Source organism: Mesorhizobium sp. M0051, from assembly GCF_040323235.1.
Lineage (GTDB): Bacteria > Pseudomonadota > Alphaproteobacteria > Rhizobiales > Rhizobiaceae > Mesorhizobium.
Window position 1 is genome coordinate 123,399 of the sequence record NZ_JAMYUT010000019.1, and the last position, 14,400, is coordinate 137,798.

Annotated in this window: 12 protein-coding genes and 1 pseudogene; 7 read left to right on the forward strand and 6 right to left on the reverse strand. The window is 62.3% G+C overall.

Annotation, left to right across the window (positions count from 1 at the left end):
- Positions 1 to 110: 110 nt before the first annotated feature.
- On the reverse strand, positions 111 to 1,523 hold the full coding sequence (locus tag NKJ90_RS20300; protein WP_023757053.1) for an FAD-binding oxidoreductase: 1,413 nt from the start codon (positions 1,521 to 1,523) through the stop codon (positions 111 to 113).
- 183 nt (positions 1,524 to 1,706) lie between these two features.
- On the opposite strand from NKJ90_RS20300, the gene NKJ90_RS20305 reads away from it, so the two are divergent.
- Together NKJ90_RS20305 and NKJ90_RS20310 are read left to right on the forward strand one after the other, a co-directional pair.
- On the forward strand, positions 1,707 to 2,192 hold the full coding sequence (locus NKJ90_RS20305; RefSeq protein ID WP_023757052.1) for a thioesterase family protein: 486 nt from the start codon (positions 1,707 to 1,709) through the stop codon (positions 2,190 to 2,192).
- 145 nt (positions 2,193 to 2,337) lie between these two features.
- Complete coding sequence (locus NKJ90_RS20310; protein WP_023757051.1) at positions 2,338 to 2,535, forward strand: hypothetical protein; 198 nt, start codon at positions 2,338 to 2,340, stop codon at positions 2,533 to 2,535.
- A gap of 14 nt (positions 2,536 to 2,549) precedes the next feature.
- On the opposite strand, the pseudogene NKJ90_RS20315 reads toward NKJ90_RS20310, so the two are convergent.
- Positions 2,550 to 3,031, reverse strand: a pseudogene (locus NKJ90_RS20315) (Lrp/AsnC family transcriptional regulator).
- Positions 3,032 to 3,120: 89 nt separating this feature from the next.
- Here NKJ90_RS20315 and NKJ90_RS20320 point away from each other — a divergent pair.
- Entirely contained in the window at positions 3,121 to 4,023 is a 903-nt protein-coding gene (locus NKJ90_RS20320) for an EamA family transporter (protein ID WP_023757049.1), read from the forward strand.
- A 3-nt stretch (positions 4,024 to 4,026) separates the two neighbouring features.
- Here NKJ90_RS20320 and NKJ90_RS20325 read toward each other — a convergent pair whose 3' ends face one another.
- A complete protein-coding gene (locus tag NKJ90_RS20325) occupies positions 4,027 to 4,917 on the reverse strand; it encodes a dienelactone hydrolase family protein (protein ID WP_023757048.1) in 891 nt (296 codons plus the stop codon).
- Between the two features lie 417 nt (positions 4,918 to 5,334).
- Here NKJ90_RS20325 and NKJ90_RS20330 point away from each other — a divergent pair, with 417 nt between their 5' ends.
- Entirely contained in the window at positions 5,335 to 5,772 is a 438-nt protein-coding gene (locus tag NKJ90_RS20330) for a hypothetical protein (RefSeq protein WP_023757046.1), read from the forward strand.
- 19 nt (positions 5,773 to 5,791) lie between these two features.
- On the opposite strand, the gene NKJ90_RS20335 is transcribed toward NKJ90_RS20330, so the two are convergent.
- A complete protein-coding gene (locus NKJ90_RS20335; RefSeq protein WP_023757045.1) occupies positions 5,792 to 8,107 on the reverse strand; it encodes a glucose/quinate/shikimate family membrane-bound PQQ-dependent dehydrogenase in 2,316 nt (771 codons plus the stop codon).
- A gap of 320 nt (positions 8,108 to 8,427) precedes the next feature.
- On the opposite strand from NKJ90_RS20335, the gene NKJ90_RS20340 reads away from it, so the two are divergent.
- The 3 genes from NKJ90_RS20340 (at position 8,428) to NKJ90_RS20350 (ending at position 12,425) form a co-directional block, all read left to right on the forward strand.
- Positions 8,428 to 11,121 carry an ATP-dependent helicase gene (locus tag NKJ90_RS20340; RefSeq protein WP_023757044.1) on the forward strand — a complete coding sequence of 898 codons (2,694 nt, stop codon included), beginning with the start codon at positions 8,428 to 8,430 and terminating at the stop codon, positions 11,119 to 11,121.
- A 53-nt stretch (positions 11,122 to 11,174) separates the two neighbouring features.
- Entirely contained in the window at positions 11,175 to 11,663 is a 489-nt protein-coding gene (locus tag NKJ90_RS20345; RefSeq protein WP_023757043.1) for a Panacea domain-containing protein, read from the forward strand.
- Between the two features lie 111 nt (positions 11,664 to 11,774).
- Complete coding sequence (locus tag NKJ90_RS20350) at positions 11,775 to 12,425, forward strand: hypothetical protein (RefSeq protein WP_156938471.1); 651 nt, start codon at positions 11,775 to 11,777, stop codon at positions 12,423 to 12,425.
- 11 nt (positions 12,426 to 12,436) lie between these two features.
- Here NKJ90_RS20350 and NKJ90_RS20355 read toward each other — a convergent pair whose 3' ends face one another.
- Positions 12,437 to 13,486, reverse strand: a complete 1,050-nt coding sequence (locus NKJ90_RS20355; protein WP_023757041.1) for an ABC transporter permease — start codon at positions 13,484 to 13,486, stop codon at positions 12,437 to 12,439.
- Positions 13,483 to 14,280, reverse strand: a complete 798-nt coding sequence (locus NKJ90_RS20360) for an ATP-binding cassette domain-containing protein (RefSeq protein WP_023757040.1) — start codon at positions 14,278 to 14,280, stop codon at positions 13,483 to 13,485. Before NKJ90_RS20360 ends, NKJ90_RS20355 begins: the two co-directional genes overlap by 4 nt.
- Positions 14,281 to 14,400 lie beyond the last annotated feature (120 nt).

The window sequence follows — 14,400 nt, forward strand, 5'->3', positions numbered from 1 at the left end:
GGAACGTGTCCGCGCTGGTCGACATCGAACGCCACCAATTCAGTTTTTCGATTTTCGCAGGTTGGCGCTCGCCGCTGGCCTTGATCGCCGCATTGCGTCCGAGGACCCGCCTAGTTTCCCGGCAATATCTTGCCCGGATTCATGATGTTTTGCGGATCCAGCGCCTGCTTGATGGTGCGCATGATGTCGACGCCGTGGCCGAGCTCGTGGCGCAGGAAGCCGATCTTGCCCTGGCCGATGCCGTGCTCGCCAGTGCAGGTGCCATCCATGGCGATTGCTCGCATATTGAGCCGCGCGACGAATTTTTCGGACTGCGCGATCTCCTTGGGATCGTTCACGTCCATCAGCACCAACACGTGAAAATTACCGTCGCCGGCATGGCCGACGATCGGCGCGATCAGGCCCATTTCGGCGATGTCGGCTTCGGTTTCCATGACACATTCGGCAAAGCGCGAAATCGGCACGCAGACATCGGTAGACAGGCCCTTGGCGCCTGGCCGCAGCGTCAGCGACGACCAATAGGCGTCGTGCCTGGCCTTCCACAGTTTCGTGCGCTCCTCGGCAACGCTGGTCCACAGGAACGGCCCGCCGCCATTTTCCTCCGCGATCATGCCGAAGGTCTCGGCCTGCTCCGCCACGCCGGCATCGCTGCCGTGGAACTCGACGAACAGGCATGGGCTCTCGGGATAGTCGAGCTTGGAATAATTCTTCATCGCCCGCATCTGCAAAGCATTGACCAGTTCGATCCGCGCCACCGGTATGCCCATCTGGATCGTCGCGATGACCGCGTTGCAGGCCGCCTCGACGCTCGGAAACGGGCAGACGCCGCCGGAGATCGCTTGCGGGATGCCTTGCAACTTCAAGGTCAGCGAGGTGATGATGCCGAGCGTGCCTTCCGAGCCGACCAGCAGCCGCGTCAAATCATAGCCGGCCGAGCTTTTTTTCGCGCGCTTGCCGGTCGTCACCGTCTCGCCGTCGGCCATGACGGCCGTCAGCGAAAGCACATTCTCGCGCATCGTGCCGTAGCGCACAGCATTGGTGCCGGATGCGCGTGTCGCCGCCATGCCGCCGAGCGAGGCATTGGCGCCCGGATCGATTGGAAAGAACAGGCCAGTGTCGCGCAGATGCCGGTTCAGATCCTCGCGGGTGACGCCGGGCTCGACCGTGCAGTCGAGATCCTGCGGATTGACCGCAAGAATGCGGTTCATGCGTGAGGTGTCGACCGATATGCCGCCGCCCGGTGCGTTGGTGTGGCCTTCCAGCGACGATCCGACACCGAAGGCAATGACCGGCACACGGTGCGCGGCGCAGGCGCGGACGATCTCCTGCACCTCGGCCGTCGTCTCCGGGAAAGCGACGCCGTCCGGCGCCTGCGTCGGAATATAGGTGGTGGTGTGCGCGTGCTGCGAGCGGATGGCCTCGCCGGTCTGGAAGCGTTCGCCGAGCCGCTGCTTGAGGATGCCGAGCACGGCAGCGATGCCTTCCTCGTTGCGTTCGACTGGGTTGAGGTCGCTCAGAGCCATGAATTCCTCCGCGGATGGACCAGCGCCCATGCTTGTTATGCGTCTATGGATGCCTAAAGCAATTCCAAGAAAAGTGCGAAGCGGTTTTCCCGGGAAACCGCGTAGCGCTTTCCCTGAGGAATTGCGTCAGAATGAAGACACTCACCGGCCACGCTCTGTCCAGCACCAAACAAGGAAGTTTCGATGCCTATCCCTGCCCCCTTCGTCTCCAAACCCATGGACATCGAGAAGGACTGGATCGACTACAACGGCCATCTTAACATGGCCTATTACAACGTGCTGTTCGACCGGTGTTCGGACAACGCCTTCGAGGCGATCGGCATGGGACTGGATTACGTGAGCCAGCGGCGGCTCACCATCTACACAGCCGAAGTCCATGTTTGCTACGTGCAGGAGCTGCATCTCGAGCACAAGGTCACGGTCTCCTTCCAACTCCTCGATCATGACGACAAGCGGCTGCGGGCCTACCAGGAAATCCGCCACGTCGACGGCTGGCTCGCCGCCACCTCCGAGACGCTGTCCCTGCATGTCGACATGTCGGGGCCGAAGGTCGCACCCTTCCCAGCCGATGTGCTTGCCAAGGTCGAGGCCATGCGCGCCGCCCATTCGGCACTGCCGATGCCGGAGCGCGCCGGCCGTTCAATCGGGATTCGCCGCAAGCCCGCTTGAAGCCACTCGGCGCCCGCGTTAACCTTACCGAGGTTTTAACGGGAACAAGCCAATTGAGCCGTTGAACGACTCAGCGGAGCGGTTGAAAACGATCGCATTGGGTTGCGATGCGGGCGGCGCGGCGAAGCCGGTTCGAGGAAAGTGCATGAAAACCGACATCAAGGTCGAAGTGGACAAGCTGGCTGCCGATCCGCGCATCACCGACTATGATTTCTGGCGCTCGCTCAAGAATGTCGACAACGAGATCTTCCATATTGCCAACAACAACGAGCCGATCCCGTTCGACATGATCCGCTGGCGCACCATCCTGAAGCGCGCCCGCCTGAAGCGCGGCCACGCATAAACGTTCCTGCTCGCTCAAACCGTATGCTTCACCGCTGCCAGCGGTGAGCGCGCCACCACCGGCGACGACTGGATGATCGCCGTATTGGTCATCGCGTAAGGGATGATGCGGTCGATCACACGCTCGAGTTCGGCCACCGAGCCGACATGCGCCAGCGCGATGAAACAATCTTCGCCGGTCACCCGGTCGCATTGTGCGATCTCAGGCAGATCGCGGATGATCTCGGCCACGACAGCCAGTTGCCCCGGTACCGGACGGATGCGCAGCCACGCCGACACCGGCAGGCCGAGTGCCGCGGGATTGATCCTGACCGAATAGGCCTCGATGACCCCGCTCTCCTGCAACCGCTTGATGCGCTCTCGGCCACGCTCGGCGCCGACAGGCCGACCGAGCGCGCAAGCTCCGCCGTGCTGATGCGCGCGTCCTTTTCCAGCAAGAGCAGGATTTTCATATCCGCGGCATCGAGGTCGGCGCTTTCAATCCGAAGGCGTTTCATGGAAAGATCCTTGCTTCCGTGAGGATACCGGCCGGAAAGGCCAATCATCACCCATATGAACAGGCAAAATCGCCTGCGATACTGATCCGATGGATGATCAGACGCAAGCTCCTGCGGCAGACCCCGCTGTTGCCGGCCTTCCCTTCCGCAGGCTGGCGACAACACTGCCGCCGCATGTCTGGTTCGGCGTCAGCGCCGTCTTCCATTATCTCGGGCCGGCATTTGCCGTGCTGCTTTTCCCGCATGTCGGCGTGCTCGGCATGGCCTGGCTGCGCATCGCTACCGCCGCGCTGATCTTCGCACCAATGACCCGTCCATGGCGAACGCTCGTCCGCGCCGATCGCTCGACCCGGCTGCGGTTGCTGGCCTTCGGCGCCTGCCTGGCGGTGATGAACTGTTCGTTCTACCTGGCGCTCGACCGCTTGCCGATCTCGCTGGTGGCGGCGATCGAATTCGTCGGCACCATCGGTGTCGCGGTGATCGGCCTCAAGACCCCGCGCAATCTCGCCGCCCTTGCCGTTGCCGTCGCCGGCACCTTGCTGCTCATCGACGTCAAATGGTCGAGTGATCCCCTTGGGCTGTTCTGGGCCTTCCTCAACGGTACTCTGTTTGTCGGCTACATCGTGCTCGGGCACCGCATCGCCGCTTCCGGCGCGGGCGGCGGCATCGCCAGTCTTGGTGCCGCCATGGCGATCGCTTTCATCATCGTGCTGCCGATCGGCTTCAGAGATGCACTGCCGGCCTTTTTCTCACGGCCGCTGCTGCTCGCCGCCGTCGGCGTCGGCATCTGCTCCTCCGTCATTCCCTACATCTGCGACCAACTCGCCATGTCGCGGCTGCCGCGCGCCAGCTTCGCGCTGATGCTATCGCTGCTGCCGGTCACCGCGACGCTGATCGGTGTCATCGTGCTGCGCCAGATTCCAAGCCTCACCGATTGCCTGGGCATTGCACTGGTAGTCGCCGGCGTCGCCTTCCACAAACCAGCCCGCTGAAAGCTACGCCAGCTTCTCCTTCAGGAAGGCGATCGTGCGTCCCCAGGCGAGATCGGCCGCTTTCTTGTCGTAGCGGGCGGCCGAGGTGTCGTTGTTGAAGGCATGGTTGGCGCCTTCATAGATATAGACCGTGTATTCGACATGCGCCGCGTCGAGCGCCTTCTTGAAGGCATCGATGCCGGCATTGATGCGCTCGTCCAGTCCGCCATAGTGCAGCAGCAAGGCCGCCTTGATCTTCGACACATCGGCGGCGTTCGGCTGCATGCCGTAATAGGCGACGGCGGCATTGAGATCGGGCGCGTTGACGGCAAGCATGTTGACCGTGCCGCCGCCCCAGCAGAAGCCGACGGCACCGACCTTGCCGTTGCCGTCCTTGTCGCCCTTGAGGAAAGCGACAGTCGCTACACCATCGGCAATGGTCTGCGCCGAATCGAGCTTGGTGAACATGTCGCGCGCCTTATCCTCATCGGCCGGAGTGCCGCCGAGCGGCGACAGAAAATCCGGCGCCAGCGCCACGAACCCTTCGAGCGCCACGCGTCGCGCCACGTCGCGGATATGCGGGTTGAGTCCCCTGTTTTCATGCACGACGATGACCGTGCCGAGCTTACCCGCCTGATCCGCCGGCTTGACCAGGTAGCCCCTCATCTCGCCGCTGCTGCCGGGATAGCTGATGTCCTCACCCTTCACCCGCGGATCGTTGTCGGCAACGATTGCCGCCTGGGCGGAATTCGCCGCCAGAAGCGGCGCGATCGCCGCAGCCGCCGCGCCTGATCCGGCAAGCCGGGTCAGTTGCTCCATGAAGCGGCGGCGGTCGAGTGTCAGATGCGTGTACTCGTCATAGGCATCGATCATCGCCTGGGTGATGGTGAGTGTCGGGGCAGCTGATTTCGTCATTGTGCACTCCTCGGCTTCGAGCTTCGATACCTGAGCTACATAGGGACCGAGGCGGCATGATCCAGTCGAGCGCCCGCTCGCGGTCACGCAAGTGCGGCCGGCAAGGCCGGCGCCGCGGGCGCCCATGTCATCACTTCTTGGTCATCGGCGATAATCCTGCTGGCGCTGCCACAATAGTGAAAGAAGCTGTCCGCTATCGATGGCACCTTGACCGGCATGCCTTCACGCGTCCCGACCCGAAAGGAGCGAGCAATGACCATGCCCCACCCGATCCTCGCCAGCACGATCGTCCTTGCCGCCGCTACGGCTCCGGCACTAATCTCAGCGGCTGTGGATGCGGGCAGACGATCTTTGGTCAGCGTCCGCAGTGACCGGAACCGCTCTACAAACGCGAAAACCCAAGGTTGAGGTGAGACCATGAACGTCCAGGATATCGTCAACACCGTCTCGCAGAAAGCGGGCCTCGACCAGGCGACGGCGGAGAAAGTCGTCGGCACCATCTTCTCGGTGCTCGAACATGAGGCGGAAGGCACCAGCGCCTCGGCATTTTTCGCCAATATCCCCGGCGCCGACGACCTCGCCCACCAGTATGATGTCATGGCCGCCGCTCCGGCTGGCGGTGGTGGCGGGTTCCTGTCGTCGTTGCAAGGCGCGCTTGGCGGGGTTCTCGGCGAAAAGGCCGGCGCGCTGGTCAACGGCCTCGCGGCGCTCAAGGCGTCTGGGCTCGATTTGGCTCAGATCCAGAAGGCCGGCGAAACGCTGGTCCAGCAGGCCGAAGCTGCCGCCGGCCCTGACCTCACCAACCGCATACTCGGATCGGTACCCAGCCTGAAAAGCCATCTGGGACTCGGCTAGGTCATAGGTTGCGCCACCCTCACTTCGGCAGCGCGTAGGCCATCACATAGTCCCCCGGCTTGGTGCCGACCGAGCCGTGGCCGCCGGCGACGATGACCACGAACTGGCGGCCGTCGGCCACCATATAAGTCATCGGCGTCGATTGCCCGCCGGCAGGCAGCCGTGCCTGCCACAGCTGCTTGCCCGATGTCAGGTCATAGGCGCGCAGATAGTCATCGACCGCGGCGCCCAGGAAAGCGACGCCGCCGGCGGTGATCATCGGCCCGCCGATGCCAGGCACGCCGACCTTCAGCGGCAGCGGCAGCGGCGTCATGTCGTAGACGGTGCCGTTGCGGTGCTTGTAGGCGATGGTGCCGGTCCTGAGATCGACGCCGGCGACATAGCCCCAGGGCGGCGCCTGGCAAGGGATGCCGAGCGGCGACAGGAACGGCCCCATCACCACCGCATAGGGCGCGCCCTCGTTGCGGTTCAATCCCTGCTCGCTGCCGCGACCCTCGTCCGGCGGCGACACCTGGTCGCGCGGAATGAGCTGCGACTTGAAGGCCAGGTAGGTCGGCATGCCGAACATCACCTGCCGGACCGGGTCGACAGCGACGCCACCCCAGTTGAAGGTGCCGAAATTGCCGGGATAGATCAGCGAGCCCTGGACGGAAGGCGGTGTGTAGCGGCCTTCATAGCGCAGGGCCTGGAATTCGATCCGGCAGGCCAGCTGGTCGAACATGGTGAGGCCCCACATGTCGGCGCCGGTAAGCGGCTTCGGATTGAAGGTAAGATCCGACACCGGCTGCGTCGGCGACGTATGGTCGCCCTCGATGGCGCCGCCGGGTGCCGGCACTTCCTTGACCGCGATCACCGGCTCGCCTGTGCGCCGGTCGAGCACGTAGAGGTCGCCCTGCTTGGTCGGCCCGACCAGCGCCGGCACCACCGTGCCGTCTGCCTTTGTGATGTCGATCAGGCTCGGCTGGGCCGGCACGTCCATGTCCCAGAGATCGTGGTGGACGGTCTGCCGCACCCAGCGCAACTGCCCGGTGTTGAGGTCGAGCGCGGTGATCGACGACGAGAACTTCTCGACATTGTCACTGCGCCCGGCGCCGAGCTGGTCCGGCGTCTGGTTGCCAAGCGGCACATAGAGCAGGCCGAGCTTCTCGTCAGCGCTCGGCGTCGACCACATGTTGGGCGAGTTGGCGGTGTAGGTCTGGCCGGCCGCCAGTGGCGTCGTCTGGTCCGGATTGCCGGAATCCCAGTTCCACAGCAGCTTGCCGGTGGCAGCGTCGTAGGCACGGATGACGCCCGACGGCTCCTGCGTCGAATAATTGTCGTTGACCGCGCCGCCGACGATGATCTTGCCGCCTGATATCAGCGGCGCCGAGGTCGAGTAATAATAGCCCGACTTCGGATAGGGCATGTTGGTCAAAAGGTTCAGCGTGCCGCCCTCTGCGAAGGCGGGGCAGATCTGCCCGTTGGCGGCATCGAGCGCGATCAGCCGGGCGTCCGAGGTCGGCAGGTAGACGCGGGCAGCACACGGCTGGCCGGCGGCGATGGCCGCATCGGCATAATAGGACACGCCGCGGCAGGTTTGGTGCTGGCGGTCCTTGTCGAGCTTGACCTTGGGATCGTAGCGCCATTTCTCCTTGCCGCTCGCGGCATCGATGGCGATGGCGAAATTGTGTGGCGTGCAGATGTAGAGCGTGTCGCCGATCTTCAGCGGCGTCACTTGATAGGTGGTCTCGCCGACGTCGTCCGGTCCCTTGACGTCGCCTGTGCGGTAGGTCCACGCGGGCTGCAGCTTGGCGACATTGTCCGGCGTGATCTGGTCGAGCGGCGAATAACGCTGGCCGAACTGCGTGCGTCCGTAATAGTGCCACTCGCCGGCCGGCACATCATTGCCGAGGTTGGCGTTCGCGATCACCTTGTCGGTGCCGAGTTCGCCGGCAATGTCTTTCGGATCTGCCGTCATCGAGTAGCCGGCGACGGCAAGCGATGCCAGCACGGCAAGAATGAGCGGCGCGCGTGCATCGGGACCGGCAAGGCCCCGTCTCGCCCGCGGCGTCAGCAGCCAAAGCGCCACCAGCACTATGATGCCGCCGCGGGGCCCAAGTTCCCACCAATCGAACCCGGTCTCCCAGACGGCCCAGGCAAGCGTGCAGAGCACGATCGCCGCGTAAAGCCACAGCGCGGTGGACCTGCGCCGGTAAAGCAGCCAGGCTGTGATCAGGAAGGCGAGGCCGACTATGATGTAATACCAGCTGCCGCCCAGCGATGCCAACCAGATGCCGCCGCCGCCGAGCGCCAGGCCGATGAACAAGAGAATGAGGGAGGTAATGGTGACAGCCAAGATGATACTCCTTCGACTGTTGCGCGCGCTCGCACGCGGCCCTGGGCAACCGGCGTTACCTTCCTGCCCTGGGCACAGTTTCCCCTGCCCGCAGCGCCTGTCAAGCGCGCAGCACACGCCGAGGTAGAAATCCATCTTGCCTGCATCAAGGTTTTCCAGCAGTCTCGGCGCCGCAATAACCGACAAGGCGCGCTCGTTCGGACATCGATTTTTCGTCGCTCTCGGTTACCGCAAGGCCTGAACCGCGATATCAGGCACTTTACCGGAACAAAACGTAGACACTTCTGGTCTTTCGCTCCCGAATCACTACATTCGGGGCAATGTCCGGCTTTTCCGAAGACATGCCTTTTTTCGACGAACCCAATGCGCGGCCTTCGGCCCCGTCGGGCATTGCCGCGCGCGCCATGGCTGCCCGCAGCGGCCACAACAATGCGCCCGACTACCTGAAGGGGCTCAACCCGGAACAGCGGCTGGCTGTGGAAACCACCGAAGGTCCGGTTCTGGTGCTGGCCGGGGCCGGCACCGGCAAGACCCGCGTCTTGACCACCCGCATCGCCTACATACTCGATACCCACAAAGCTTCTCCTTGGCAGATACTCGCCGTCACATTCACAAACAAAGCCGCGCGCGAGATGAAGCAGCGTATTGGCTTGCTGGTCGGCGAACAAATCGAGGGTATGCAGTGGCTCGGCACCTTCCATTCGATCGGCGTCAAGCTGCTGCGCCGCCATGCCGAACTTGTCGGTCTCAAATCCGACTTCACCATCCTCGACACCGACGATGTCGTGCGGCTGATCAAGCAATTGATCCAGGCCGAGGGCCTCGATGACAAGCGCTGGCCGGCCAAGCAATTCGCCCAGATGATCGACGGCTGGAAGAACAAGGGGCAAGGCCCGGCCGACATCGCCGAGGGCGACGCCCGCGCCTTCGCCAACGGCAAGGGCCGCGAACTCTACAAGGCCTATCAGGCGCGGCTGCAGACGCTGAACGCCTGCGATTTCGGCGACCTTCTGTGCCACCCGATCCGCATCTTCCGCGCCAATCCGGATGTGCTGAAGGAATATCACAAGCGCTTCAAATACATCCTCGTCGACGAGTATCAGGACACCAACACAGCGCAATACATGTGGCTGCGGCTCCTGGCGCAAAGGCCGCAGTCCTCCCCCCTCGAGGGGGAGGTGCCCGCGAAGCGGGCGGAGGGGGTCGCCGCAGAAGGCACCTCCAGAACGCCGAGCACTGCCGCGAGGACCCCACCCGACCGGGCTTCGCCCGGCCACCCTCCCCTCAAGGGGGAGGGATATCAGCGCAGCGCCACCGTAAACATCTGCTGCGTTGGCGACGACGACCAATCCATCTACGGCTGGCGCGGCGCCGAGGTCGACAATATCCTGCGCTTCGACAAGGATTTTCCCGGCGCCACCATCATCCGGCTGGAGCGCAACTACCGCTCGACCGCGCACATACTGGGCGCCGCCTCCCATCTTATCGCCCACAATGAGGGCCGCTTCGGCAAGACGCTGTTCACCGACCGCGACGAGCCGGAGGACGGCAAGGTGCATGTCCACGCCGCCTGGGATTCCGAGGAGGAAGCCCGCGCCGTCGGCGAGACCATCGAGGCCTATCAGCGCCAAAAGCACAATCTTAACGACATGGCGATCCTGGTCCGCGCCTCCTTCCAGATGCGCGAGTTCGAGGATCGTTTCGTCACGCTCGGTCTCAACTACCGCGTCATTGGCGGCCCGCGCTTCTACGAGCGCATGGAAATCCGCGATGCGCTGGCCTTCTTCCGCGTCGTGGCGCAAGGCGCCGACGACCTCGCCTTCGAGCGCATCGTCAACGTGCCGAAGCGCGGCTTGGGCGAAGCCACTATCCGGCAGATCCACGACACCGCCCGGGCGCTCCGCATCCCGATGCTGGAAGCTGCGGCAAAACTCGCCGAAAGCGACGAGTTGAAGCCGAAGCCGCGCGCGGCATTGCGCGAAGTGGCCGCCAATTTCGAGCGCTGGCAGAAGGCGCTGGAAACCACGCCGCACACCGAACTCGCCGAGACCATTCTCGAAGAGAGCGGCTACACCGATATGTGGAAGAACGACCGCTCGGTCGAAGCGCCCGGCCGGCTGGAGAACCTGAAGGAACTGATCCGCTCGATGGAGGAGTACGAATCGCTACGCTCCTTCCTCGAGCATGTCGCGCTGGTCATGGACGCCGAGCAGAATGCCGAGCTTGATGCCGTCAACATCATGACGCTGCATTCGGCCAAGGGCCTCGAATTCGAGACTGTGTTCCTGCCCGGCTGGGAGGAAGGCCTGTTCCCGCACCAGCGCGCGCTCGATGAAGGCGGCCGCTCGGGGCTGGAGGAAGAGCGCCGCCTTGCCTATGTCGGCCTGACCCGCGCCAAGAAGAACCTGCATCTGTGGTTCGTCTCCAACCGCCGTATCCACGGCCTGTGGCAATCGACGATCCCATCGCGCTTCCTCGACGAACTGCCGGAAGCCCATGTCGAGGTCGCCGAAAGCGGCAACTCCTATGGCGGCTATGGCAATTCCTATGGCGGCGGTTCTTTTGCCTCCGGCCGCGGCGGCCAAGGCGCGGGAAGACAAAACCCCTATGGCGCCTCGCGCTTCGACAATGTCGGCGCCAACACCGAAAAATCCGGCGCCTTCTCCAACACCTACGCGACGCCGGGCTGGCAACGCGCACAGGCCAACCGCACCGAGGCGACCGACCGCAACTGGGGCTCGCGCTCCGGCCACCAGGTCGAGCGCATCGGCTATGGCGAGACCGATAGCGGCTACGGCGCCGGCCGCACCTCGGTCAAAGGCCGCACCATCGACGGCGAACTGGTCGCCAAATCCGTCGCCGACAAGCCGTCCGCCTTCAACGTCGGCGACCGCGTCTTCCACCAGAAATTCGGCAACGGCAACATTTCCGCCATCGAAGGCAACAAGCTGACCATCGACTTCGACAAGGCCGGCCAGAAACGCGTGCTGGACGGGTTCGTCGCGGCGGTGTGAGTGCATTTGCAATTTGCCTGACATCCTGGAACAAATAGGGTACAATTCCTTGCATGGCCTACGACTCACGATATATTGCAAATTTGGTTCTCGATCGTGCGGACGCAGAAGGGTTAGGGATTACAAATCTTGAGATCAACAAAATAATATATTTTCTGCATTCCACATATCTAGCTAATTTTGGAAAGCCGTTAATTGAAGCAAAGATCGAGGCTTGGGACTACGGTCCAGTAATTAGGGAGATATATTCCGAATTTAAATCTTTTGGAGCTGCCGATATTAGAACAAGAGCCACGAGGCTCGATTTAAATTCTTTGAAGAAATTGCCCGTATACGAAACTATAAGCGGGCCTGATGCAAATTTCCTGCATCCGATAATTGACAAATACATGCGTTTGGGGGCGACAAAACTTGTGAATATGTCCCATGAAAAAGGTGGGCCGTGGGACCTAGTGTATAATGCCTCGGGGAGGAGCAATCCTGGAATGGAGATATCCGACGATCTCATCCAGCAATATTTCTTACGTCAAACCCGGCACTAATGAGGAACGCTCGTGCAGATAAGCAAACTTAGCAGGCCTCCCTACGCTCACAACTGGGTCCGATATGTTTTTCCGGATCGCACCCGAACGACGAAAGAACTCGTTAGATTTGTGACCGGCTTTCCAACGACTACGTATTCTGCGGCGTCGCCGATTATTCGAGACCGAATTGTCTATGGACTCGATCGGCGCACCGCGTTGATTGCGGCAATGTCGAAGGGACGCGCAAATAGCCGTGGTATTGTCGGCGAGTACCTTGAGGCGTTTTATGACTACGATGAAAAAAGGGGCTACTTCGGCAAGCCGTGTTTTGACGAAATAATTGAACCATTTCGAGTTGGTAAGGGGCTTGTCGTTCCTGTGAAGCCCCTCATAACCATCGTTGAGAATGGGCTTCAGGTTCCTATCTTTACAGTGGGTTGGGCAAACTTCCCATTGACCATCTGGCAAATGCGTTTGCTCGCCACGATTTTTGAGGATGCTGTGTTTTCGCTAACCGATTTTAGGAAATCGCCTGGCGAATTTCTCTGCTTCCCAAAAGTAGGAAAAGGCGATTCAGCGAAACGCCAGCCCCTCGTGTGGAACCGCGGTGACTTTGAGCTTCTCTCAAGAAATGAATTACGCGAGTGCCTCGATGAATTTCTGTTGGCGCTAGAAGACGCGAAAATTATCTTAGAAGCAGCACATCGGAAACAACAGGCCGAGGCTCCGGTTGTTGAAGAGAAACCATTGGGTGAAACACCACTATTCGACTGGCGCTAAATGCGGCTGAGCTACCGGTACCGTGCCTGGTTCCACTTATGGCCGAGCAGTGACAGGATGATGATCAGGCCGTTGAAGAACTGGACGTAGAAGCCGCTCAACCCCGCCGCCACGACGCCGGTCTGGATGAAGGACACGGTGACGGCGCCGATGGCGCCGCCGACGACCGTGCCGATGCCGCCCCAGGTTGGCGTGCCGCCGACGAACACCGATGCCAGCACCGGCAGCAGATAGCCGTCGCCGGCTGTCGGCCACCAGGTGAAGTTGATCATCACCGAGAAGGTGCCGGCGATCGCAGCCCCTATGCCGACCAAGACGAACACTTTCACCCGCACGCGCTTGACGTCGATGCCCATCTGCTGGGCGCTGTCGGGATTGTCGCCGACCACCCTCACCTGCGCGCCGAAGCGATGGCGGTTGTAGAGCATCGCCGACAGCACGACAAAGCCGATGGCCCAGAAGATCTGCACCGGAATGCCCATGAGCTCGCCGGAGAAGATCGTGTAGGCCCAGCTGTCGGCAAGGCTGGTCAGCGCCATCGACTTGCCTTCGTTGATGATCTGGATCAGGCCGCGCAGCAGGAAATTCATGCCAAGCGTGGCGATCAGCGACGACAGCCCGCCATAGACCACCAGCGAACCGACGAGGAAACCGAGCAGCAAGCCGGTGATCAGCGCCGCAATGATACCGAGGAACGGATCATAGCCGGCCTGCACGACCAGCGCGAAGACCCAGGAAGCAAAACCCATCGTCGCCGGAAACGACAGGTCGATCTCGCCGCAAGTGACGACGAAGACCAGCGGCACGACCACGAACAGCGCCACCGGCAGCGTCGTCAGCACCGAACGGTAGAGATACCAGGTGGTGAAGACAGTCGGGTTGGCGACCATGAACACCGCCATCATGATGATGAACACGCCGAGCGTGCCAAGCGAAGCGCGGTTGTCGAGGATGAACCCCCGCATCCAGTGATCGGATGGGTGCTTCCACTCCTTCTGGGAACTGGGGCGAGAAGTGCCGGCCGCCGGCTCGTGCAGATCAGGTTCCATGGTCTTGCTCATCGTGCTCTCTGCTCCGCGTCGCCGGCATCGTGCAGTCCGGCCAATCCGCCCGGGTGTGCAACGTCTTCCATGAAGTTGATGAGGTCTTCGGCCGATTTGACCTCGCTCCGATCGGCGGTCAGCGCCACCTTGCCGCGGTCCATCACCACGAAGCGGTCGGCAATGTCGAAGACATGGTGGATGTTGTGGCCGATGAACAGGATCGAGCGGCCGCTCGCCCGCACCTGGCGCACGAAATGGAAGACCTTGGCGGTCTCGGTCAGCGACAGCGCCGTCGTCGGCTCGTCAAGGATGATCAGCTCCGCCTGTTTGTAGATGGCGCGTGCGATCGCCACGCCCTGGCGTTCGCCTCCCGACAGCTGGCCGACGATCGAGTGCGGCGTGAACACTTTCGAGGTGAAGCCGATCTCGCGCATCAGCCGGCTCGCTTCCTCGACCTCCTTGTTGACCTTCAAAAAGCCCATGAATCCGGTGAGTTCGCGGCCCATGAAGATGTTGCGCACGATCGTCTGCTGGACGGCGAGCGCCCGGTCCTGGAACACCGTCTCGATACCGGCATCGCGCGAGCGTGCCGCACTCCATCCCGTCACCGGCTTGCCGCGCACCAGGATTTCGCCGCTGGTCGGTTTGACCACGCCCGACAGTATCTTGATCAGCGTCGACTTGCCGGCGCCATTGTCGCCGATCAGGCCGACCACCTCGCCGCGGTCGACGCTGAGATTGACCCCGCCCAGCGCATAGACCTGACCGTAGGATTTGCTGATGTCGCGCAGTTCGATGATTCGTTCGGCCATGGCGATCCTCGCTTGATTGTCTCTTGCCGGCCTTGGCCAGCGATCCCGTCGGCCGGGGGTTGAACCGGCCCCCGGGGTGGGGGGGGAGCGCCGCGCCTGCTTGGGACGCTCGGGGGCCGA